Origin of the sequence: Paenibacillus sp. MY03 (assembly GCF_002165585.1) — a bacterium.
GTDB classification, from domain to species: Bacteria; Bacillota; Bacilli; order Paenibacillales; family Paenibacillaceae; genus Pristimantibacillus; species Pristimantibacillus agaridevorans.
In genome coordinates this window covers 25,743-47,768 of sequence record NZ_MXQD01000036.1, presented here as the reverse complement: position 1 = coordinate 47,768, position 22,026 = coordinate 25,743, and the positions used below count along the sequence as shown (strand labels likewise).

Annotated in this window: 14 protein-coding genes; 12 read left to right on the top strand and 2 right to left on the bottom strand. The window is 48.7% G+C overall.

Annotated elements, in window-relative coordinates; translation table 11 throughout:
- The first annotated feature begins 48 nt into the window (after positions 1–48).
- From B1748_RS24745 to B1748_RS24705, 9 genes are all read left to right on the top strand, one after another.
- Positions 49–1,611, top strand: a complete 1,563-nt coding sequence (locus tag B1748_RS24745; RefSeq protein ID WP_087570625.1) for an extracellular solute-binding protein — start codon at positions 49–51, stop codon at positions 1,609–1,611.
- Positions 1,612–1,752: 141 nt separating this feature from the next.
- A complete protein-coding gene (locus B1748_RS24740; protein ID WP_179215810.1) occupies positions 1,753–5,313 on the top strand; it encodes a DUF4838 domain-containing protein in 3,561 nt (1,186 codons plus the stop codon).
- 34 nt (positions 5,314–5,347) lie between these two features.
- Positions 5,348–9,223 (top strand): DUF4838 domain-containing protein, encoded by a 3,876-nt coding sequence (locus B1748_RS24735; RefSeq protein ID WP_087570623.1) that lies wholly within the window; start codon positions 5,348–5,350, stop codon positions 9,221–9,223.
- A 58-nt stretch (positions 9,224–9,281) separates the two neighbouring features.
- On the top strand, positions 9,282–10,010 hold the full coding sequence (locus tag B1748_RS24730; protein WP_179215809.1) for an SDR family NAD(P)-dependent oxidoreductase: 729 nt from the start codon (positions 9,282–9,284) through the stop codon (positions 10,008–10,010).
- A complete protein-coding gene (locus B1748_RS24725; RefSeq protein WP_256975904.1) occupies positions 10,004–10,831 on the top strand; it encodes a creatininase family protein in 828 nt (275 codons plus the stop codon). The genes B1748_RS24730 and B1748_RS24725 overlap by 7 nt, the downstream gene beginning before the upstream one ends.
- Positions 10,831–11,937, top strand: coding sequence for a hypothetical protein (locus B1748_RS24720; RefSeq protein WP_087570621.1), 1,107 nt, complete (start codon positions 10,831–10,833; stop codon positions 11,935–11,937). Before B1748_RS24725 ends, B1748_RS24720 begins: the two co-directional genes overlap by 1 nt.
- 49 nt (positions 11,938–11,986) lie before the next feature.
- A complete protein-coding gene (locus B1748_RS24715; protein ID WP_087570620.1) occupies positions 11,987–12,355 on the top strand; it encodes a RidA family protein in 369 nt (122 codons plus the stop codon).
- A gap of 219 nt (positions 12,356–12,574) precedes the next feature.
- Positions 12,575–13,501 carry an NHL repeat-containing protein gene (locus tag B1748_RS24710; protein WP_087570619.1) on the top strand — a complete coding sequence of 309 codons (927 nt, stop codon included), beginning with the start codon at positions 12,575–12,577 and terminating at the stop codon, positions 13,499–13,501.
- Positions 13,502–13,551: 50 nt separating this feature from the next.
- Positions 13,552–14,994, top strand: a complete 1,443-nt coding sequence (locus B1748_RS24705; RefSeq protein WP_256975903.1) for an alpha/beta hydrolase family protein — start codon at positions 13,552–13,554, stop codon at positions 14,992–14,994.
- A 22-nt stretch (positions 14,995–15,016) separates the two neighbouring features.
- Here B1748_RS24705 and B1748_RS24700 read toward each other — a convergent pair whose 3' ends face one another.
- On the bottom strand, positions 15,017–17,347 hold the full coding sequence (locus B1748_RS24700) for a helix-turn-helix domain-containing protein (RefSeq protein WP_087570617.1): 2,331 nt from the start codon (positions 17,345–17,347) through the stop codon (positions 15,017–15,019).
- Between the two features lie 312 nt (positions 17,348–17,659).
- Here B1748_RS24700 and B1748_RS24695 point away from each other — a divergent pair, with 312 nt between their 5' ends.
- The 3 genes from B1748_RS24695 to B1748_RS24685 all read left to right on the top strand — a co-directional run bounded on the left by B1748_RS24695 (position 17,660) and on the right by B1748_RS24685 (position 21,087).
- Positions 17,660–18,586 (top strand): ABC transporter permease, encoded by a 927-nt coding sequence (locus B1748_RS24695; protein WP_256975902.1) that lies wholly within the window; start codon positions 17,660–17,662, stop codon positions 18,584–18,586.
- An 18-nt stretch (positions 18,587–18,604) separates the two neighbouring features.
- Positions 18,605–19,483, top strand: coding sequence for a carbohydrate ABC transporter permease (locus B1748_RS24690; protein ID WP_087570616.1), 879 nt, complete (start codon positions 18,605–18,607; stop codon positions 19,481–19,483).
- Positions 19,484–19,554: 71 nt separating this feature from the next.
- Positions 19,555–21,087, top strand: a complete 1,533-nt coding sequence (locus B1748_RS24685) for an ABC transporter substrate-binding protein (RefSeq protein WP_087570615.1) — start codon at positions 19,555–19,557, stop codon at positions 21,085–21,087.
- Between the two features lie 6 nt (positions 21,088–21,093).
- Here B1748_RS24685 and B1748_RS24680 read toward each other — a convergent pair whose 3' ends face one another.
- Complete coding sequence (locus tag B1748_RS24680) at positions 21,094–21,972, bottom strand: AraC family transcriptional regulator (protein WP_256975912.1); 879 nt, start codon at positions 21,970–21,972, stop codon at positions 21,094–21,096.
- Between the last annotated feature and the right edge of the window lie 54 nt (positions 21,973–22,026).

Below are 22,026 nucleotides of genomic sequence, written 5' to 3'. Positions count from 1 at the left end.
TTCCGGCCCCTGTCATAGATAAACATAATTAAGGGAGGCTGAATCAAGGTGAAATTAAAAAAAGCAATAGCTTGCGTGGGCGCTGCGGTGCTGCTTGTCGCAGTTACCGCGTGTGGAGACAAAGGCGGTCCGGCGGAAATCGACGACCCGAAGCCGACGTCGGGGGCAGCGGGGGAAACCGCCAAACCGAAAGTAAACATGACGATTATGGGAGAGTTCGCGTCATCCAACTTGTCGGAAACGGACAAGCTGCTTGTTCAATCAATCGAGGAAGCGACGAATACGGCGATCAAATTCGATATCCCGCCGTCGACTGGTTATACCGAGCGGTTGCAATTATCGCTGACAACCGGCGATCTTGCCGATGTCGTCTGGTTTCCAAGTCCGGACGATGCCTCGTTTTTGAAAGCGGTTAAGGATGGCGTTATCATTCCGATCAACGAATATTTGAATGAAGCCGACAATATCCAGAACTATTCCTACGACATTTCCTGGGACGCTCTGCGCGTAAACGGCGACGACAAAGTTTACGGCATTCCGCGTACAACCGTAATCCGTTCCGACGGGTACTGGTTCCGCAAAGACTGGCTCGATAAATTGAATATCCAGATCCCGGATAATAACGAGATTACATTTGATCAAATGCTCGATATCATGACCAAATTTTCGAAGGAAGATCCGGACGGCAACGGGAAACACGATACGTACGGATATGGATGGGCCGCGCAGCCTGACAAATCGATCAGACCGGTTTTCCAGAATGAGCAGGGACTTTACGGCTGGCAGGAGTCCGACGGGGGAGAGTACAAGTATATGAATCCCCAATACGATCTGAACTCGGATAAATACACGAAGGCTTTGGAGCTGACGGCCAAGCTGTTCAAAGAAGGAGTGATCGATCCGGATGGCCCTACGCTCGACGGAAGCAAAGTTCTGGAACAGTTTCAAAGCGGTAAAACGGGTGTAATTGATGGGTTTGCAGGTCATTACGAAACTTTTCTGAATGCCGGTAAACAGATCAATCCGGAGTTTGAGCTTGCCTATGTTTTCGTCAAGAACGAGCAAGGCGAGATGAAGGGATTAGGGCAAGGTACGGGCTTATGGGGATTCTGGGCGGTAACAAGCAGCGCGAGTGACCCGCAAAGAGTGGTTGACGTATTTGACTATATGCTTTCGGATGAAGGTTGGGATTCCATCTACACCGGCATTGAAGGGCATGACTACAAGGTGGAAAACAACCAGCGCGTCTACTCGGCGACACCGCTGGAGACATTCGTCCGCAAAAATATGGTTCGCCGCGCCAATGACTTCATGTTCTTTATTAATCCTGCTATGTCGGAGGAACTGAAGCAGAAGCTTGTGCCGAATATCGAGAAAGCCGTAAAAAGAATCGTGATGTCCAAAGATCGCAATTACACGCCAGCCATTGCGAAGACGCCGCCATACCTCGACTTTAACAAAAAGTTCAGCGAGGTTACGACAAAAATCATTATCGGCGATGCGCAGTCATCCGAGTACAAAGAGGTGCTGCAGGACTGGAATACGAAGTTCGGTCAAACGTATCTGAAGGAAATGAACGATTATATTGACCAAATGGAAAACAAAAAATAAGTAGCAGGATGTTTGCTCGGATATCCTTTTCCCCCCACGTTCTACATGAAAAAAACGGATACGCTTTCATGCGGAACGTGGGTTTCTTTTGTTGCGTCCAATTTTGCTCACTCAAATCACGATTAGAAGGAGATGATTAATGTGATAGGAAAGCGCTTTCTTGTATGGGGGATGATTATTATGCTGTTGTTTTCCGTAGTTCCCTCGGTTTTGGCGGAAAATGGCTCAACCGGTTTGCCTGAGGAGATTGGCATGGATGCTTTGAACGCAGTGCCGAATGATACGGGTCCTAAGCTCGCATTGGTCGAGAACGGAGAATCACGGTCCACGATCATCTTGTCGCAAAGCGCAACCGAACAGGAACAGAAGGCCGCGCAGGAACTCAAAGACTACATCAAACAAATATCCGAAGTTGAGCTGCCTGTCGTGAGCAATTCGATCGGCCTGGACGGAATCAAGATCTATATTGGAAGTGCTGCCCCAGACCTTGATACAGCGAAGGCCGCGATCCGGGCGGAGGGAGATGAACCCGACTCATTCCGGCTACATGTAGAGGAGGGAGCCATTAACCTGGTAGGGTTGGACGACCGCGACAAAGGAAGCCTTTATGCCGTTTACGAGCTCCTCGAGCAAATTGGCGTACGGTGGTTTATGCCTGGCGATATCGGAACTGTCGTTCCGGAGCTGGAAACGATTGAGGTTAACTATCAGGACACCATCCAGCACGCGGGTCTTTCTTTCCGTTTTTTTCAAGCTACCACGCCATACTTATGGGCTGCCGGTATGCCGATGGGGAGCAATCTCGAAGAGGCTACACCCTGGGTCGAGCATATGCGCCTTAATCAAAAGACAGTAGGTGCGCATGAATTGTTGAGCGCCCCTCCATCGAGATCAACGCGAGCGGATCTGTATCTGCCCAACGCCGACGGAACACCTTCGTTACACCTCGACGTGACGAAGCCGGAGGTGCTGGATATGGTTGTAGCAGAGTCGCTTGCAAAAATGCAGAAAAATCCCAACCTTGAATATCTGAGTATAGGACCAAGCGATGGGCATGTGGTGGTACTCAAGCCTGACCCTGAATGGGATGGGGATGATAGGGATGTATTAACAGGAGCATTATCGACGACGGATCGTTATATAAAGTTTTTTAATCTTGTTTTGGAGGAACTTGAAAAAGAAGGCTATCAAGATGTGAAAATTGTTTTCTACGCTTATAACACTTACTATAATCCGCCGGTACGGTGGACGCCAAATCAACGAATTGTACCGATGATTGCTTCCCTCACTCTGGATCGGATACACAGCATCGGAAATCCGCTTGCATGGGAGCGCAACTATCTAAAAGAAGTTATTGATGGCTGGAATGAAGTAAGTCCCACGGTAATGATTTACGACTATCTGTATAACCCTGCCGATCCGGGCCTGCCTGTTTCGCTGGCAGAAAGAGTAGGTACAGAGTACAAGTACTTCAAAGAACATGGAGTTATAGGCATACGCGCCGAGACTACGCCGGAGTGGGGGTATGGAGGCCTGGGACTTTATCTGGCGGCCAAGATGATGTGGAACCCCGATCTGGACGTGGAAGCTTTGCGGGAGGACTACTTTACAACGTTTTATGGACCTGCGGCATCGCCGATGAAGGAGCATTTTGAAATCTTGGAAAATGCTTTTGCAAGAGCGGATTATTCCGCCGGAAACATTTATGATTTCCAACACATTTTGACCGATGAAGTCATGCAAGAATTGGCAAGAACACTTGGGGAAGCAAAGGCGAAGGTGGCATCGGATTCGGTATATGCCAAACGGATTGATATGATCAGCATCGCTAACGGTTTCAGTGAAAACTTTCTTGAAATGCTTGAACAGTTCAATCTTTTTCATTTTGATGCGGCAAAGGAAAAGCTTAATAACGTTTATGATTTCAGGGAACAGGCCGTTCTTCACTCCCCGGCCATTTTAAGCAGCTATAAAGCTTATACCTATGTAGAGTGGTTTTTTGACAGAATGGTAAACGGAGGAAAACAACGAGTCAGCAATGGGAACCAAATTGTTGCTGAGTTGCCGGATGAATGGAATGTCAAGCTGTTCCCAAATGCATCCGGCGTTGACCTGGGGCTTTGGAAACCTGGCTTGGGAACAGAATCCTGGGGGAAGCTGAAAACCTATTCAAAGACCTGGTCCGCCCAAGGGCTTCGTTATTACAAGGGACATGCCTGGTACCGGACAACGATAGATATCGCCGAGGAATTTGACACAGGAAAACCGATTCGGCTTTGGTTCAGCAGTATCGATGAGACAGCCAGGGTTTGGATAAACGGCGAAGAGCTGTCATTGGTGCAGAAGGGGACGGGTTTGACAAAACCTTGGGAATTCGACGCTACGCCGGCGGTTAAATTTGGCGAGCCCAATGTCATTGTCGTTGATGTGCGCAATGAAGACATAGATGAACTGGGTACCGGGGGGATCATGGGTCCTGCCATGCTTTGGCAGGTCAATACGGAGTTGGATTATCTCCCGCCTGCGGATGTGAAGAACTTGAAAGCTGTACACATCCCCGGTACCACCACCGTGAAGGTAACCTGGGATATACCCGCAGATAATACAGGAGTTACAGGATATCAGTTGGAAATGCTGAACCGGGAGAGCGTAGGGGGAGTGCTTGGATCGGTCATCACTACGACAAATGAATATATCGACACCGGTATGGAACCCGGCATGGAACGCAGGTACAGGGTAAAGGCAATCGATACCGGCGGAAATAAATCGGTTAACTATAGTGCTTACGCACGCGTAACCATGAATCCACCCTCAACGGTGACGGGTTTGAAGGTTAAGCAAACCTCCGCCAACCAGGTTTATATAAGCTGGGACCCTTCTACCGTTTATGAAGATTTCGAAATTGCCGGGTATAGCCTGGAAGTGCTGAACCAGAATCCTCCGGGGGGAGTGCTGGAAACGATAAAATCGACAACGAATGCGTATATCCTCAGCGGACTGCAACCCGGTATGACACGCAGGTTCAGGGTGAAGGCAATCGATACTGCCGGAAATATGTCTGCTGATTATAGTGCCGTAGTACAGATAACAATGGCGGAAAATGTAGCACCTGCCGGCCCGCCTACAACCCCAACGGGTTTGAAATCGGAGCCGCTGGCTAACGGCGCGATGAAAATAAGCTGGGATCCGGCGACATCAGATGTAGGGATTGCCAAATACATGTTGGAGGTGTGGGATGTAGACGGCGGAGCGGGACAGCTTATGACGGTAGAAGCAACAACAAATGAATTTATCTTCACCGATTATTTTAAAATGGGCATCGTACGCAAGATAAGGGTACTGGCAGTCGATAATGCTGGAGGTCAATCTGCCGTGAGTGCTTTCATGACTCTAAAAGTCCCACCTACAAAGCCTACACTGACCGTTGAGCAGATCTCTGACACCGAGGTGAAAATAAGCTGGACTGCATCCGAATCGGTTTACGGAATGAGGGAGTATGTTTTGGAATTGCTGAATCCGGTCCCCCCGGGAGGAGTCAACAAAGAACTAATGAGAGCGTTAGAAACGGAATTTACCCACACCGGACTGGAAGCTGACGGTAAGACGCTCAGGTACAGGGTAAGGGCGATCGATCATTATAGTACGGCGTTTCCGAATGTAAGCTCTAGCGACATAGTGGAAATCACCATGCAGCCCCAATGACCCTCTAAATTATGGATGATAGGAGTTGAGCATCTTGACAAGAAAACTTTTTCTTTGCTGGGGATTAATCATTGGGTTATTGTTTGCTTCGGTGCCCCAGACATTGGCTGCAAATGGCCCTGCGGATCCCAAGCTCGTATTGGTGGAGAACGGAAAATCACGGTCTACGATCATCTTGTCGCAAAGTGCAACCGAATATGAAAAGAAGGCGATGCAGGAACTCAAAGACTTTATTCGGCAAATATCTGGAGTAGAACTGCCTGTGGCTGATGACACGGCCGAGGTGCAGGGCACAAAGATCTATATCGGAAGAGCCGCTCCAGATCTTGATGCAGCTAAGGCCGCAATCCGTGCCAAAGGAACTGAACCCGATTCATTCCAGCTATATGTGAAGGAGGGGATCATTCGATTAGCAGGATTGGATGACGATGACAAAGGAAGCCTTTATGCCGCTTACGAGCTCCTGGAGCAAATTGGCGTGCGGTGGTTCATGCCCGGTGATATCGGCACCGTAGTTCCGACTATGCGTACAATTGCGGTCGGTTATCAGGACAACATCCAGCACCCGGGCTTTGATTTCCGCTTTTTGCAAGCTGTTGCGCCATATGTCGTGGGTGCCGGTTTGCCGGTGGGCGTCAATCTGACAGAAGGTGCGCCCTGGGTCGAACATATGCGTCTGAATCAGAAAACGTTAGGAAATCATGGATTACTGATTACATCGCCTACGAATAAAGAACGCCCTGATTTGTTTTTGCCCGATGCCAAAGGAAATCCGACCGGACAATACGATGTGACCAAGCCGGAAGTACTGAACCTTGTCGTGGCGGAGGCAATCAGAAGATTGGAGGCAGATCCCAAGCTTGAATATCTAAGAATGGGACCCAATGACGGACCTGTATTGGTACTCCAGCCTGACCCTGAGTGGGACGGGGATTTTAAGGGTGCCATTCATGGAGGAACATTATCGTTAACAGATCGCTATATGAAATTTTTTAATCTTGTTTTGGAAAAGCTTGATGATGCCGGATATCATGATGTGAAAATTTCTTTCTTTGCCTATGACGAGTATTATTATCCGCCAGTAAAGCATATGCCGGATCCCAGGATAGTACCGAACATCGCTTCCATTAGAACGGATAGGATGAAAAGCATTGACAATCCGCTTTCGTGGGAGCGACAGCACATCAAGGACATGATTGACGGCTGGAAAAGGGTGAGTCCTAACGTAATGATATATGATTATCTTTATAATCTTGCTGATCCGGGGCTACCTTTTTCGCTTACAGAAAGAATAGGCTCAGAATACAAGTATTTCTACGAACAGGGTATTATCGGCATACGCGGCGAGGCGCTTCCGGCGTGGGCCTATCATGGACCAACGCTCTATTTGGCGGCCAAGATGATGTGGAACCCCGATCTGGATGTGGCTGCTTTGCTGGAGGACTACTTTACAACGTTTTATGGATCTGCCGCAGAGCCGATGAAAAGACATTTCGACATTTTGGAAAATGCTTTTGCCCAAGCAGATTATTATGCGGGAAGTATCCATGATTTTCAGCATATTTTAAGTGACAGTGTCATGCAGGCGATGGAGCAGTCGCTAAGGGAAGCTGAAGATGCGGCGCAACGGGCAGCGGATCCCGTATATGCCAGACGGGTCAATATGGTGCGCGTTGCTTTTAGCTTTGGCGATAACTTCCTTCAAATGAAGGAACGGATTAACAGCTTTAAGTTTATTGAGGCTAAGGAAAAATTCGATCAAATCTCTAAAGTAAGAGAACAGGCTGTTATTCACTCTCCTGTCATGCTCAATACCCTTGCCTCCTATAATTATACGGACTGGTTCTTTGATAAAATCACAAATCAGGGAAGTCAACGGCTCGGCAACGGCAACCGAATGGTTGCCGAGTTGCCGGACGAATGGAATGTTATGCTGTTCCCGAATGGTTCCGGGGATAAATTGGGGCTCTGGAAACCTGGGTTGGGAACGGAATCCTGGATGAAACTGAAAACCTATTCGGAGTCCTGGTCCGATCAGGGGATTGGTTATTACAAAGGACATGCCTGGTACAGAACAACGGTTGATGTTGACTCGGAGTTTAATACAGGAAAGCCGATTCGGCTTTGGTTCAGCAGTATTGATGAGACAGCGAGAGTATGGATGAACGGTACAGAGCTGACATTAGTTCAGAAGGGCTCTCCTTTGATGAAACCGTGGGAGTTTGACGCTACGCCGGCGATTAAATTTGGCGAACCGAATTTGATTGTCGTTGATGTGGGAAATGAAGTCCTGGATGAACTGGGTACCGGGGGCATCACCGGTCCTGCAATGCTTTGGCAGGTCAATACGGAACTGGATGTAACACCGCCAACGGCTCCGGAAGGTTTGAAAGCCGAACAAATCTCGGGCAGCGAGGTGCGTGTAAGCTGGTCGCCGGCTACCGATGATGTAGGCGTTGTCGGATATATTCTGGAAGTGTTGAACTCGCCGGAGATAGGCGGGATTAATGGAACGGTCAGAACGGATTCAACAACATATATTCACGCCGGATTGGAGACCGGTACGGTACGCAGGTACAGGGTAAAGGCCATTGATGCGGCCGGAAATATATCCGGGATTAAAGATGTCGTGCTGATAAAGATGGTGAACGGGACGACAAGTCCGGGGACGCCTTCCCCGACACCAACACCAACATCGGTGCCTGGAACAACGTTTGAGGATGGACGTGTAACAACGACGATACCTGTAAAACCCGCGACAGATCAGAACGGAAAGGCTGTAGCGCCAATATCCGAGAAACAGGTGGAGGATGCCATCGCGAAGGCTGAGGCTGAAGCGGCAAAGCAAGGTGCAGGAACAGTGACGACAGTTAGAATTGAAGTGAACGCGGGGGCGGATGCCGGGACAGCGGGTATTAGTCTGACAGATGAAGCCCTAAAAGCATTCATAGATAGCAAGGCGGATACCTTGATCGTTTCTACACCGTTTGGAACGATGACCTTGGATGACAGGACGGCAGAAGGACTTCTGAAACAGTCGGCGGGGACCATAACCATTACGGCTGCGAAGGAGAAAGACATCGGATTGCCGGCTGGAATTCGGAGCCAGGTTGGCAGCAGACCGGTAGTGAGCTTTGATATTGCAAGCGGAGATAAGGGAATACCACAGCTTGTAGGCAAAGCGGAAGCAGCTATTCCGTATACACTGAAAGCAGGAGAAAATCCGAATGCCATTGTCGCTTATGCCATCAACGAAGAGGGGCTACCGGTGATAGTGACCAGTGGCATCTACGACCCGGCAACAGGAATACTGACCTTCAAGATAGAAGGAGCCTCGAGGTTTGCAGTCGCGTACAACAAGGTCGGCTTTGCAGATGTGGCAGAGGGCGCATGGTACTATGATGCGGTTACCTTTGCGGCGGCAAGAGGAATCACTACAGGGGTGGGCAATGGAAACTTCGGTTCGCATGACAGTGTAACCAGAGCTCAAGCCTTGGTCATGATGATGAGAGCTTTCGGTATCAGTCCTGATGAAAACACCGGAAACAACTTCGGTGATGCAGGGAACGCCTACTACACCGGATATCTTGCAGTGGCGAAGCATTTGGGAATTACCAACGGGGTAGGCGGCAATAAATTTGCCCCTGACAGACAGGTGACCAGACAGGAATTGTTTGTGTTGGTATACAATGCGCTTACGAACATCAATGAACGGCCGGCAGCAGGCAACGTCAAAAATCTGTCAGACTTCAAGGATGCAGGGAAGATTGCCGATTATGCCAATCACGCCATTGAACAGTTTGTGAAAGCGGGAATAATCTCCGGTTCCAATGGCAACATCCTGCCGCAAGATTCGGCAAGCAGAGCGCAATTTGTACAGATACTCTACAACATCTTGACTAAATCATAATAACTAGGCGGAGTGAAAGGGTAACGGACGGAGAACGGTGAGGGTAGGAGGATCATACGTGTACAAAAAGAGCTTAGAGAATAAGATTATTTGGATTACCGGCGCATTGGGACTGATAGGCAAAGCTTCAGTCGAACGCTTCCTGAAAGAGGGAGCATGGGTGATTGGTTCGGATTTGCACGAGCTCTCCACAGTTGATGAGTTCCTGGAATGGAAACGAATTTACGGGGAACGATTGGATCTGTATGCGTCAGATGCGACAAATGAAGAACAAGTTAAAGATGTAATTCAGCAAATAAAGATCAAATACGGCCGATTGGATGGTTTGTTCCATAACGTCTACACCCAAATCTGGAAGACGATTTCCGAGGCGTCGTTGCAGGAGTGGAACCTTGTCATCGAGGGAACGTTGACAAGCACGTTTATCGTCAATAAATATGTCGTGGAGATGATGAAAGAGTCGGGCGGAGGGACTATCGTCAATACATCTTCCGTGCTCGGCAATATTCCGCTCAAGAATGCTCCGATTGCTTACAGCTCGGCGAAAGCAGCGATCAATCATCTGACTCGTATTATCGCGGTTGAGCAAGCGCCGTTCGGCGTGCGTGCTAATGCGATCGTGCCGGGAGATATCAAATCCCCCGATGGCCTTCAGTCCACGCATAACCTGATCGGGAGAAGCGGCCGTCCGGAAGAGGTCGCCTGTTTGGCGGCATTCTTGCTCTCGGATGACGCCGCTTACGTTACAGGCTCACTCTATCCAATAGATGGAGGATTCATGTGTTGAACGGAATAGACTTTGGCGCATACACGCGCGAACAATTGAAGCAATTCGCCAATGGCGGTTACACTGTGGTCATTCCCTTGGCCGCTACGGAGCAGCATGGCCCGCATCTTCCGGTGTGGACGGATACGGTGATCTGCGAACGAATATGCCGGGAGGCAATTGGAATCGCCACAGGTGCTGGGGCGAAACTCCTGATGGCGCCGGTGCTTGGCATCGGCTGCTCGGAGCATCATCTCGCGTTCGGGGGAACGTTGTCCATTTCATCAGAGGTATACCTGCAGATACTGATGGACATTGGACGGAGCTTGAGTCTTGATGGTTTCGGGAAGCTCGTCTTCGTGAACGGCCACGGCGGTAACGAGTGGGTGATGCAGCAAGCAGCAGTGGATCTGGCTCTACAATATCCGATGTGGACGGCTGCCGCGTCTTATTGGAACTTGGCGAAGCAAGCATTGGCGGACGCTAATGCCGGGGAGATCGGTCCGGTGCCTGGCCATGCGGGCGCATTCGAAGCAGCCATGATGATGGCGCTCAATCCGGAAGTCGTGACCGGCCCCTTCGAGAAGCAGGAGCATCCCGCCATTACTTCGATCGCGCGCGGGATGACGAATGTCTTCGTCGGCCGTCGCGGCATCATTACCGGTTGGGACGGTTATACCGACTCGCCGGGCGGGGCGACGAAAGAGCTGGGCGAGCACTTTTTTAACGTAATTGCAAGTGCAGTTGGGGAGTGGCTGGTCTCTTGCTGCAGTTCTATGGAGAACATTGGGCAGGCAGGGAGTGCGGAGAAGGTGGATCGGGAGAAAGGGGGCAATCGATAATGGGGCAAACGGGTGGATCGGCCAAGCCGAAAGTAGCCGTTATTATAACGGAGTATCGTTACAATTCACATGCCGAAGTCATTGTCGGGCGTCTGTTCGGACAGCTCGGATTCAAGCCGCGCATCGAGGTCGCTTCGCTTTATTTGGATCAATTTCCTGAAAACGATATGAGCAGGGAGGAGGCGGCGCGTGCGGGAATACCGATTTGCGGGACGATTAAAGAAGCGATTGTCGAAGCTAACCGTCACGGTCAGGGGCTTGCAGGCGTTCTGATTATAGGAGAGCATGGGCAGTATCCGATGGTCCCGAACGGTCAGAAAGACTATCCGCGCCGGCGCTTTGTGGAGGAAACGCTGAATGCGCTCGATGAGATTGGCGTGCGGGTCCCGATCTTTTCTGATAAGCACTTGTCGTGGCACATGGACGATGCCTTATGGATATACCGGTCATTGAAAGCGCGCGGAATTCCTTTTTTGGGAGGCTCTTCGATTCCGCTCGTTCCGCCCGTTCCGGCCGTCAACGAAGCGTCGTTGCAGAAGCCGCAGGAACTGCTTGCGGTCAGCTTTGGGGGAACCGAGGATTACGGCTATCATGCATGGGAAGCGTTGCAGTCGTTAGCGGAGAGACGTTCGGGAGGAGAAACCGGCGTAACGTCCATTCGAGTTGTCCAAGGCGAACAAGTCTGGGAGGAGATGGATCGGGGAGAGTGGCCGGAACAATTGATGCATCTGGCGCTCGCAACTCATCCGGATCGCCGGGACGATCATCCGCGGACAAGAATAATCGATCCCGTTTTGATGACTGCGAAGTACGCGGACGGGTTAACGGGGTATGTGCTGCAACTGCCGAACGAAGTTCAGCAGTGGTCCGTTGCATGGCGAACGTTCGCAAGCGAGGAGTACGCCGTACGGTTCGAATCAGATTTGGCGCGTCCGTTCAATCATTTCGAGACGTTAACGGCAAGGATTGAGGATATGGTCCTTAGCGGGCAATCTCCCGTGCCGATCGAAAGGACGTTGCTTACAACCGGAATGATTCATTATTCGATGGAATCCCTCCATCACAATGCGACGATTCAAACTCCTGCGTTGCATATTCAATATTAACGGACAGCTTTAGTTAAAGCATATATTAATAGAAAAGGTGGTTTTTTACATGAGTAGCGTGCCGAAAGTGTTGCCCTTCTCCTCTTCTTCCCGAATCGGCGACTCCATATTCGTTTCCGGACAAGGCGGGCTCGATCCGCAGACAGGTGCGGTTGTCGGTCCTACGTTGGAAGAACAGACGGTACAAACGATGGAAAATATTCTCGCAATATTACGAAAAGACAATCTTGATTTCTGCCATGTCAAGAAAGTAAACATCTACTTATCCAGACGGGAGCTGTACAAAGAGTTTAACGAAATATACGCTCGGTATTTCACCGCTCCTTATCCAGCGCGAACAACCGTATACTGCGACTTGAACTATGATTTGCTTGTCGAAATCGACGTTGTCGCCGAGATGAGCAACGGTACGAAGTAATCATCCGAGCAGCAAAAGACCGCCTCTATTTTGCAGAGAGGCGGTTTTCTTGTTGTGGTCTTTCTGATTATGTTAGAACAAAGGCAGGATTTCACCGGTTGGCAAGGTAGAGGTTTGGTGACTTGGGTGACTGGTAATAAAAGCAAGACATTGTATAATGATAGACAGGATTTCCAAGCCGCTTGGAGCCGCATAATTGTAGAAGGAGGAGAAGTACATATGGGGAAATTCATTGGCAACGAGACGCATCAATACGAAGTGGCCGAGGGATGGGGCCGGCTTCCGGAGGGAATCGCTTATGGTTATACACATGGTATTTGCGTAGATGCGGAGGACAATGTTTATGTCCATCATACAAACAAACACTCTGTTGTCGTGTTTGACCGCGAGGGCAACTTCAAGTATTCATTCGGCGATGAGTTCGAAGGGGGAGCGCATGGATTTTATCTGCACCGGGATTCGGACGGCATAGAGTACTTATACTTTACAGATACGGTAAGAGCGCTATTAGTAAAAACAACTCTTAAGGGTGAGGTGCTGTTAGAAGTTGGTCAGCCGGATCGGCCTGATCTGTATGATGCAGAGCGTAAGTATATTCCGACGGATGTATGCGTGGCGCCTAATGGAGATATTTATGTATCGGATGGCTATGGTCAATATTATGTACATCAATTTACCTCTGCGGGAGACTATGTGCGTTCCTGGGGCGGGAGAGGCTCCGAAGCGGGCAAGCTACTTGAGCCGCATGGCATTTCCGTTAACCTGCGTGGAGATGATCCGGAGCTATATGTTGCGGATCGCAGCAACAATCGCATTCAGGTATTTACGCTAGAAGGCGAGCATAAGCGGTTTATTAATCATAATCTGGATTTTCCGTGCAGCTTTTACTTCTTCGGAGATGAGATCTATTTGCCGGATCTCCACAGCAGAGTCACGATTCTGGATAAAAATGATCGTCTTATTACCCATCTTGGAGAAGATCAACAAGCGTATAAGCAGGCCGGATGGCCGAACTTGCCGAAATCGTATTATCGCGCGGATAAAGTAAGCTCCCCGCATGGCGTGTGTGTCGACTCGCATGGCGATGTCTATATTGCGGAATGGATCTTTGATGGCCGCATCACGAAGCTTATCCGTCAAAGCTAGCCCTAGCCTATCTAGACTATAGGAAAGCCACTCGGAATTTACTTTGCCGGGTGGCTTATTTTGTTTGTCAGGGTACATTTATTATTGCAAATCAATGTTACACTTGTTATAGTTTATATATAACAGATAGTGTTGATGTTGAGGACGACGAACAGCATTGCACAGCGATAAAGAATATGGAGGCGATTGGAATGAGAAAAACTAGCGTTTATGTTTGCTTATTGTTAGCGACTTTATGGATACTGGCCGGCTGCGGAAAGTCTAAGGCGGAGGAACCTGAGAGACAATCCGATTCATGGGAAAGCATAGCCGGGACATGGGAGGGCTCTATTCAAATTCCTGATCAGCCACTGCTTATTATTGTGAAGTTTGAGGAGAGCAAGGGGACGATTAGCATTCCTATTCAAGGACTTACGGATTACCCGCTATCAAGCGTGAAGCTGAGCGATTCCGATTTGTTCTTTGATATGAGTATTGGAGGACAGAAGATTACGTTTGACGGCAATGTTGAAGAAGAAAAGATTGCAGGCACATTTAAGCAGAACGGTCAAACGTTCCCTTTTGAGCTGAGCAAGAAACAAGAAGAGTCTATCGACGAGGGGGATATGGTACAAATGGAGGTTGCTAATGGTACGATGCTGGGTCAGTTGGAATTGCCCGCAGGAGACGGTCCATTTCCGCTCATGATTATTATTGCCGGATCAGGGCCTACTGATCGCGACGGCAATTCGTTGTTGATGCCGGGCAAGAACAACAGCTTGAAAATGATCGCCGAACAGTTGGCCGCAGAGGGTGTGGCAAGCATTCGCTACGATAAGCGCGGTATTGGCAATAATGCTGGATTAGGCGGTAAAGAAGAGGATACTGCCTTTAAAGATTTTGTAGATGATGCGGCTTCCTGGGTTCAGTTTGCAAAGAAGGATAATCGTTTTTCCAAGGTTGGCATAATCGGCCATAGCGAAGGCTCCTTAGTAGGCATGGCAGCGGCCCAGCAGGCAGGTGCAGATGCGTACGTATCTATTGCAGGAGCAGGCAGGCCGATTGATCAAGTGATGCTTGAGCAGCTCGAAGCGCAGCTTCCGGCTAATTTGCTGAAGGAGTCAAAAGATATTTTGGAACAGCTAAAGCAAGGCAAGCAGGTGGACACTTTCAGTGCTGAGCTGCAAAATCTATTCCGCCAATCCGTACAGCCTTACATGATTTCCTGGCTGCAGTATGATCCGGCACGATTGCTGGGCGAGCTTAATATTCCAGTGCTTATTATTAATGGAACAACGGATATACAGGTGCCTGTCAAGGATGCCGAGCTTTTGCATGAAGCCAAGAAAGAGTCAAAGCTGCTTATCATCGACGGCATGAATCATGTATTAAAGGAATCGTCCAACGATCAAGCTGAAAATATGGCGACATACACAAATCCTGATCTTCCATTAACTAAAGGGTTAATAGATGGAATTGCCGGCTTCTTGAAGGAAGCCGGTATTGTACAATAGCTGGTTTTGACCGGCAGGCAAACTAACTTCGTTTCGATTCCATCTCCTTCCGGAACGCAGCAGGAGTCATGCCATATTTCTTTTTGAAGATCGGATAGAACGAAACGGTGGATGTGAAGCCGGATTGAAGGACGATCTCATCAATGGTCAGCGTGGCATCTGCCATTAGCTTGATTACCTCTTCCATCCTTCTATCCGTAATAAAGTCCATTAGCGATTGTTTCGTTTCCGTTTTAAATAAATTTCGAACGTAATTAACGGATAAGCCCAATTGATCGGATATCAGTTTGGTCGACAAATTTTGATCCTGGTATTGCTGATTGACCACGTATTTAATTTCTTCAATGATGCTTAAGCTTCTGGGCGAGATCTCTAAGGAAGAAATTTCAGAGCAAGCCTGCTTGAGCAGACGTCTTGTCCAATCCAGCACGGCCTCCAAGGTTTCCAGTTGATCCAGCTGCTTCTGAATCGCCGATAAGCTCCAGTCGCTGTCCTGATATGCCCGGATCGGAAGCTGCCGCAACGTCTTCCCAATGCTGAGCAGCAGCATCGTTGCCGCCAGCTTCGATTCGGAGTAATGAAACTTTTGAATAAGGATTTCAAAGGCGTCCAATTGCGCGAGCAGCGGGATGCTTTCTCCTTTTTTCAGCCATTGGACAATGAGCTTTTCCTTATCTTCGGGGTATTGGAAAGTTGGATTAGACGGCTCGGCATTGACGGCTTCGGATAGGATGCTGCCCCAGCCCAATTGGAACCGGGCATCCGTCAAATGGTAGGTTTGCTTATAGCTTTCGTGCAGCTCGTGGACTTGTTCGATTAGCGGGCTGACAGCGACCGTCGTGCCGATTGATAAATAATGCTCGATATCGCCTTGGCAGCGTTTGAATTCCAGGCACAGCTCAACGATATCCGATTCGTTTTGCAGATTGAGAATGACGGCAATATGATCTTTGCCCATATCGACGGTTTCGACAGGCCATTTCTCCTGCAGCCTCTCCTTGGCGATATTCGAAACGCCAAACCGAAGAAGCCGCTGATCGCGATCCGAATAATGATCGGTAAAGCTCTGGAATTGATCGATTCGCAGGATGGCCACGGTTATACGCTCTGGCGCGATGGTCAACCTAAATTGATTAAACGGCTGCTCCATCCGCTCGGCACGATGGGCAATATCCGTTTCCAGCAGCTCTTGCAGAAAGGATTCTTTTGCCAGCAACCGTTGGTTGCGCGAATAGGCATCCAGCTCTTGAGACTGCTCTGTAAATACGCCCGAAAGAAAGGCAAACTCATTGGAAATCTGATGGTCTTCGACCATGTGACGATTTCGGGAAGTGACGGCGACAATCAGCTCTTGAATCGGCGAATAAATTTTTCGCGACAGGTTCCAAATGATCCAAATCGTGGCGAGCAGAATACAGCCGAAGAAGAGAAAGGTTTGCATTTTCAAAGTGTTGATATCTTTTAAAATTTCGCTTTTGGGGAAAATTTCGATCATGGTCCAAGGGCCGAGAACGTTTAACGGAATTTCCTCCTGTACGATCAGATACCCCGATTGATCCCCCTCATGCTCGTAAAATCCGGGTTTTCTGGCGACATTATTGCGATAGTCGAGCTCGGAGAAGTTTTTGAGAAAATCCGTTTGACTGTTGCCGGAAATGATGTTCTGGTCGCCGTCCAGCACATATAATTGACTCCCGGCGTTTGCCGAATTCGTACGGTTGGCCGAAATGAGCGCGTCGGCGTTAATGTTCACGACAAAAGACGAGCCCGAGTAATCGAACTCTAGCGGAATAATAATAGAAATAATCCGGGGTTCTATTGGCGTGATGTAATCCGATTCGAGCAGCCGAGGGACGATGGATTTCCGCTCGTTAGCATGTTGGGCTGCCCGGTCCAGCATGGACAGGATATCCTGATCGTAAAACTCCTCGTTTTCCGAGACGCCGTGCCGGGTATCGACGACTTTGCGGTTATAATGGTTGATCAAATAAATCGAATCGATATAAGGGTTGTTGTCTTTCATTTCGACCAAAGCGTTCCATATAAGGTTATCCTCGTGCGGAGTCGTTGAAGACCGCAAAGCATAAGATCGGACGGGCGTGCTGAGACTTGATCGTTGCGCGTAATCGATATTCCAGTTCATCGTAAACGACAGCGTTTCGACCGCATGATGGAGCTGCAATTTCGAATGATTTCCGATAGTCCTCATTAAGGTATTGGAGGAAACGATATAAAGGAATAACGTGCTGATGACCAATATGCCCACGCAAGCCACGATGAAGTAGACCAAAATTTGAGCATACGTTTTACGCCTCTTCGCACCTCTCCATAAGCGGGATATCGAAAATTTCATGCCATAACCTCCATAAAAAATTTAAGAAGCTGCCATCATTACGTTTGCGCAGAAACATAATAGCATACATCCCCCGTTCCAAGAACCGTCCCTCTTCAATTCTGATGGATTTCGATTATTTGCTGAATAGTGATGGATATCTGAATTGCCCTAATTGATGACTTTCTGATAAAGGCTGAAAACGATGAATATTCAACGTGGCGGCGCTGTGGTAGCTTAGGTTCTGTCAGGATGAGTCAAGCGGTCCTGGCTAATAACTCACCTGCGATTGCATTTGCATTATCGGTGTTGAGGACTAAGGAGAGCGTTGCGTTGAACAGCAAAATAATGGAATCATGTCGGCAGGCGTTTAAATCTCCGTTTCTGATTCTTCTCGCGGTGCCCGGTTTGATTACACTATTTATTTTCAATTATTTGCCGATGTACGGGGTGCTTCTCGCTTTCAAGGATTTTGATTATTCGAAAGGGATTTGGGGAAGCTCATGGGTAGGTCTAAAAAACTTCGAATACTTTCTAACGTCCAGTCAACTTTTTGTCGTCATTCGCAACACGCTGCTCTTAAACGTCGCTTTTATCGTATCCCAGACGATTGCCGCGTTGGCGATTGCCGTATTGTTAAATGAAATTCGAATCAAATGGTTCGCCCGTCTATCGCAATCCGTTATTTTTCTTCCGTACTTTATGTCTTGGATCGTCGTCGGCATGATCACGCAGTCGATGCTCGGAGGGCAAAATCCGACCGTCAACGAATGGCTGATCCAGCTGGGATTATCCGAAGTCAATTGGTATTTCGAGGCGCATTTGTGGCCATGGATACTTAGCGTCATTAAAGTATGGCACGGCGCGGGTTACTTCGCGATTATTTATTTGGCCGCCATAACCTCCATTCCGGAGGATCTCTATGAAGCTGCCAGAATAGACGGCGCGTCGCGTTTTCAAGCCGTTCGCAAGATTACGCTGCCTTTGCTGATTCCGACGATCTCCATTTTGACGCTGCTCCTCATTGGGAGAATCTTTAACGGCGATTTTGCGATGATCTATGCAATCGTAGGCGACAATTCGCTTCTGTTTCCTACAACCGACGTCATCGATACGTATGTATATCGCTCGATGAGGGTACTCAATGATTTTGGAATGTCTTCGGCCGTCGGCTTGTTCCAGTCGGTTATGGGACTGGTTCTTGTACTCGCAGTCAATAGTTTCGTAAGAAGAGTGTCGAAGGAATCGGCATTATTTTAGGGGGGGGGAGGGACAGCTATGAATGATAGCTTAAGGGATAGAGCTTTCGGAATCGTATCGTATGTGTTTATCGGTGTTTTCGCTTTGTTCTGCTTTTTGCCCTTTTGGATGATGATCTCCGGATCGTTTACGAAAGAGTCCGAGCTTATATTAAACGGATATTCGTTATTTCCCGAGTCGTTTTCGACGACCGCCTATTCCGTGCTGCTTCAATCGAAGCTGCTGTGGTCCAGTTATATAAACACAGCTTTAATTACCGCCGTGGGTACAGCGTTAGCGCTGTTTATATCCGCGATGCTGGCTTATTCGCTGGCGAACGGGCGCAATACGCTTAGGGGCGGCATGCTGGCCTTCGTTTATTTTCCCATGCTGTTTTACGGAGGATTAATCCCGTTTTACATTACCGTGTCCAAGTATTTGCATTTATCGAATACGTTGTGGGCCGTTATATTGCCTCTCGTATGCCAGCCGTTCCTTGTGTTTCTGATGGTCAATTTTTTCCGGACGCTGCCGAAGGAGCTGGAAGAATCGGCGAGAATCGACGGAGCCCATGAGTTTAACGTGTTTATTCGAATTATGATTCCGATATCCAAGCCGATTCTGGCCACCGTGGCGCTGTTTTATGCGCTCGGCTATTGGAACGATTGGTTTATGTCGCTGTTATTTATTGATGAAGAGAGCAAATATCCGCTTCAATTGATTTTGCGGAGAATGGTGTCCAACCTGGAAGCGGCCAAATCGCTTATTCCGAGTAATGCGGGGATTAGCATCGAATCGCCTTTGCTCGGTGTCAGGATGTCGACGACGATTGTGACGATCGGCCCGATCGTGCTGTTGTATCCGCTCCTGCAGAAATATTTCGTTAAGGGGTTAACTATTGGCGCCGTTAAGGGCTGATGCGACGATAAGTCTGTACCCGGACACGTTCCGGTTATAGAATAAATATCAAACCGTAGGGGGGAAACGCGATGAAAAAGTGGAGATGGATGGGCTCGGTTACAGTCGTACTTCTGCTCGCGGCCATGAGCTTGTCCGCCTGCAGCAGCAACGGCAATTCAAAGCCGAATGCGGAGAACGGCGCAGGGGCACCGACCGCGAGTGAAGGGAACGCCGAGAAGCAGAAGGAAATCGTGGAATTAAAAGCACTGTTCCCGGGCGACACGCCGCAAGGCTTCGACGAAGTGATGGCCGCGGTCAACGAGAAGCTGAAGAAGGACAATATCGGCGCATCCTTAAAGATTCAATTCATTCCATGGAGCGATTACGGCAACACGACTAGCGTAAAGATCGCCGCGAACGAGCAATTCGATATGTTCCTTGAAGCGCCTTGGCTCCATATGGGGCAGATGATCGCTTCCGGTTCGATCTATGCGCTGGACGAGTTCGTGGAGGGACGGGAAGAGCTTAAACAGTCGATCCCCGAAATGATGTGGGAAGCGAATAAGTTTAATGGCAAAATTATGGGCATTCCGCTCGGCACGACACAAACGATGGTATATGGCTTCCAAGTCCGCAAAGACTTGCGCGAGAAGTACGGATTGCCTGAAATCAAAACGTTGGACGATATGGTCAACTTCCTCTATGCCGTAAAGGAGAATGACAAGGATCTCATTCCGTTCGTCGTCGACCAAAGAACCGCGGGCCACAACGCGCAGCGATTCAACAGTCTGTATTATACGAACGATTACGACGGATTTGCGGTAACTAACGAATTTTTGGCGACAAGCGACAAAAAAGTGATTCCGATTTACGAGCGGCTAGGATACGAGAATGGGTACAAATACAGCGAGCAATTTTATAAAGACGGCATTTTCCATAAAAACATCATGCAAGAGCAGAACGCGGCCACACTGTTTAATCAAGGCAAAGCGGCTTCCTACCCTTATTATTCGGACGGAGTGGTCAACTACACGGATTTGCTGAAAAACGTACCGGGAGCGGAATTGGAAATTGTTGTGCCTGCGGTAGACGGCTGGAAGCCGCTGTCCGACTTTAAGCAGTGGAATTTCCTGTCCGTGCCGAAGTACAGCAAAAACGTAGAGCTCGTCATGGACGTGATGAACTGGCTGTCGATCAAAGAAAACCATGATCTTCTCGAATACGGCATCCAAGGAAAGGACTGGAACCCTGTAGGAGAGAGCGGATACGAATCGATTAGCGACTATTCGTTCCCGGGTTACGTGATGACATGGAGACCGCAATTGGCGAGAACGCCTTCCACTATGATTGCGGACGATAAAAAATGGGTCGATTTCTCCAAAGACGCAAACAACTTCAGTCCGGCCGTTACAACGGGCTTTACGGCTAATCTGGATGCGGTGAAGACGGAAATCGCGCAGATCACGCCGTTAAACGAACAAATTCTTTCGCCGATGGCGGCAGGCTTGCACAAATTCGAAGACGGCATTGCGAAATACAAATCGGAAATGGAAAGAGCGGGCAGCCAAAAAGTAATCGAAGAACTGCAAAAACAGCTGGATGCGTTTTTAGCAGGCAAATAGAATTTTTCAATTCTTATTTTTTCGAAATTCCCTCGGTGTACACCCTGTGTATTTACGGAAAATACGATTAAAAAAACTAATATCGTTAAAGCCGACGTTCATCGCGATGATGGCTATTTTGTCGTCAGATTGCTTTAATGCTTGGCAGGCGCGACGAATTTGGGCAGCATGCTTAAATTCGACCAGACTCATACCGGTCGCGCGCTTGAATTTTGCGGTAAAGGAAGAGACGCTCATGCGACATGTCTCCGCGAGGCTGATAAGCGTCAACTCTTGTTCGCAATGCCGTTCGACGAAGTCGACGATCGACGTAATCCAATCGTAACTGGATGGCGTGTTTGGGGCCTGAAGCGACTCACGGTTTTCATTATGGTAACGACTGAGCAGCACCAGACACTCTATCCATCGGCTTTTAATGATGATGGAAAACCCGTCGCGGTGCTGCTTAAACTCTTCATGCATAACCCGAAGATGCGATTCGAGTTGCAGACGTTGATAGTTGTCTAATGCGGTATACGGGACAAACGATGCGTTGTTGCGCAAAAAAGGAGCAAGGTAGAAAAAGTCGATGAATGCCGGAAAACGAAGCAAAGCTTCCATTTCCCGCTCGAGTAACGTCCGATGAAACAAGATGTTGTAAACGATAGTTTCCTGGTCCGAAGACCCGATATAGCCATGAACTGTGTTTGGTTCTATAGCGAACACATCGCCGGGAGAGAGAGGGCTATTTTTGTCCATCCATTCGTGCATCGCGTTTCCGGATACGATGTAGACGAATTCCACGAAGTCATGTTTGTGCGGAGCAATGATTTCATTTTGCTTTATGGTGTACCGATCAATAAAAAAAGGGAAAGACGGATCATCGAAAAACTGCTGCCCCCTCATCTCGATCATTTCTTAATTACCCCCGAGCGTTTTGGTAGATAGTCTTAGTTTTTT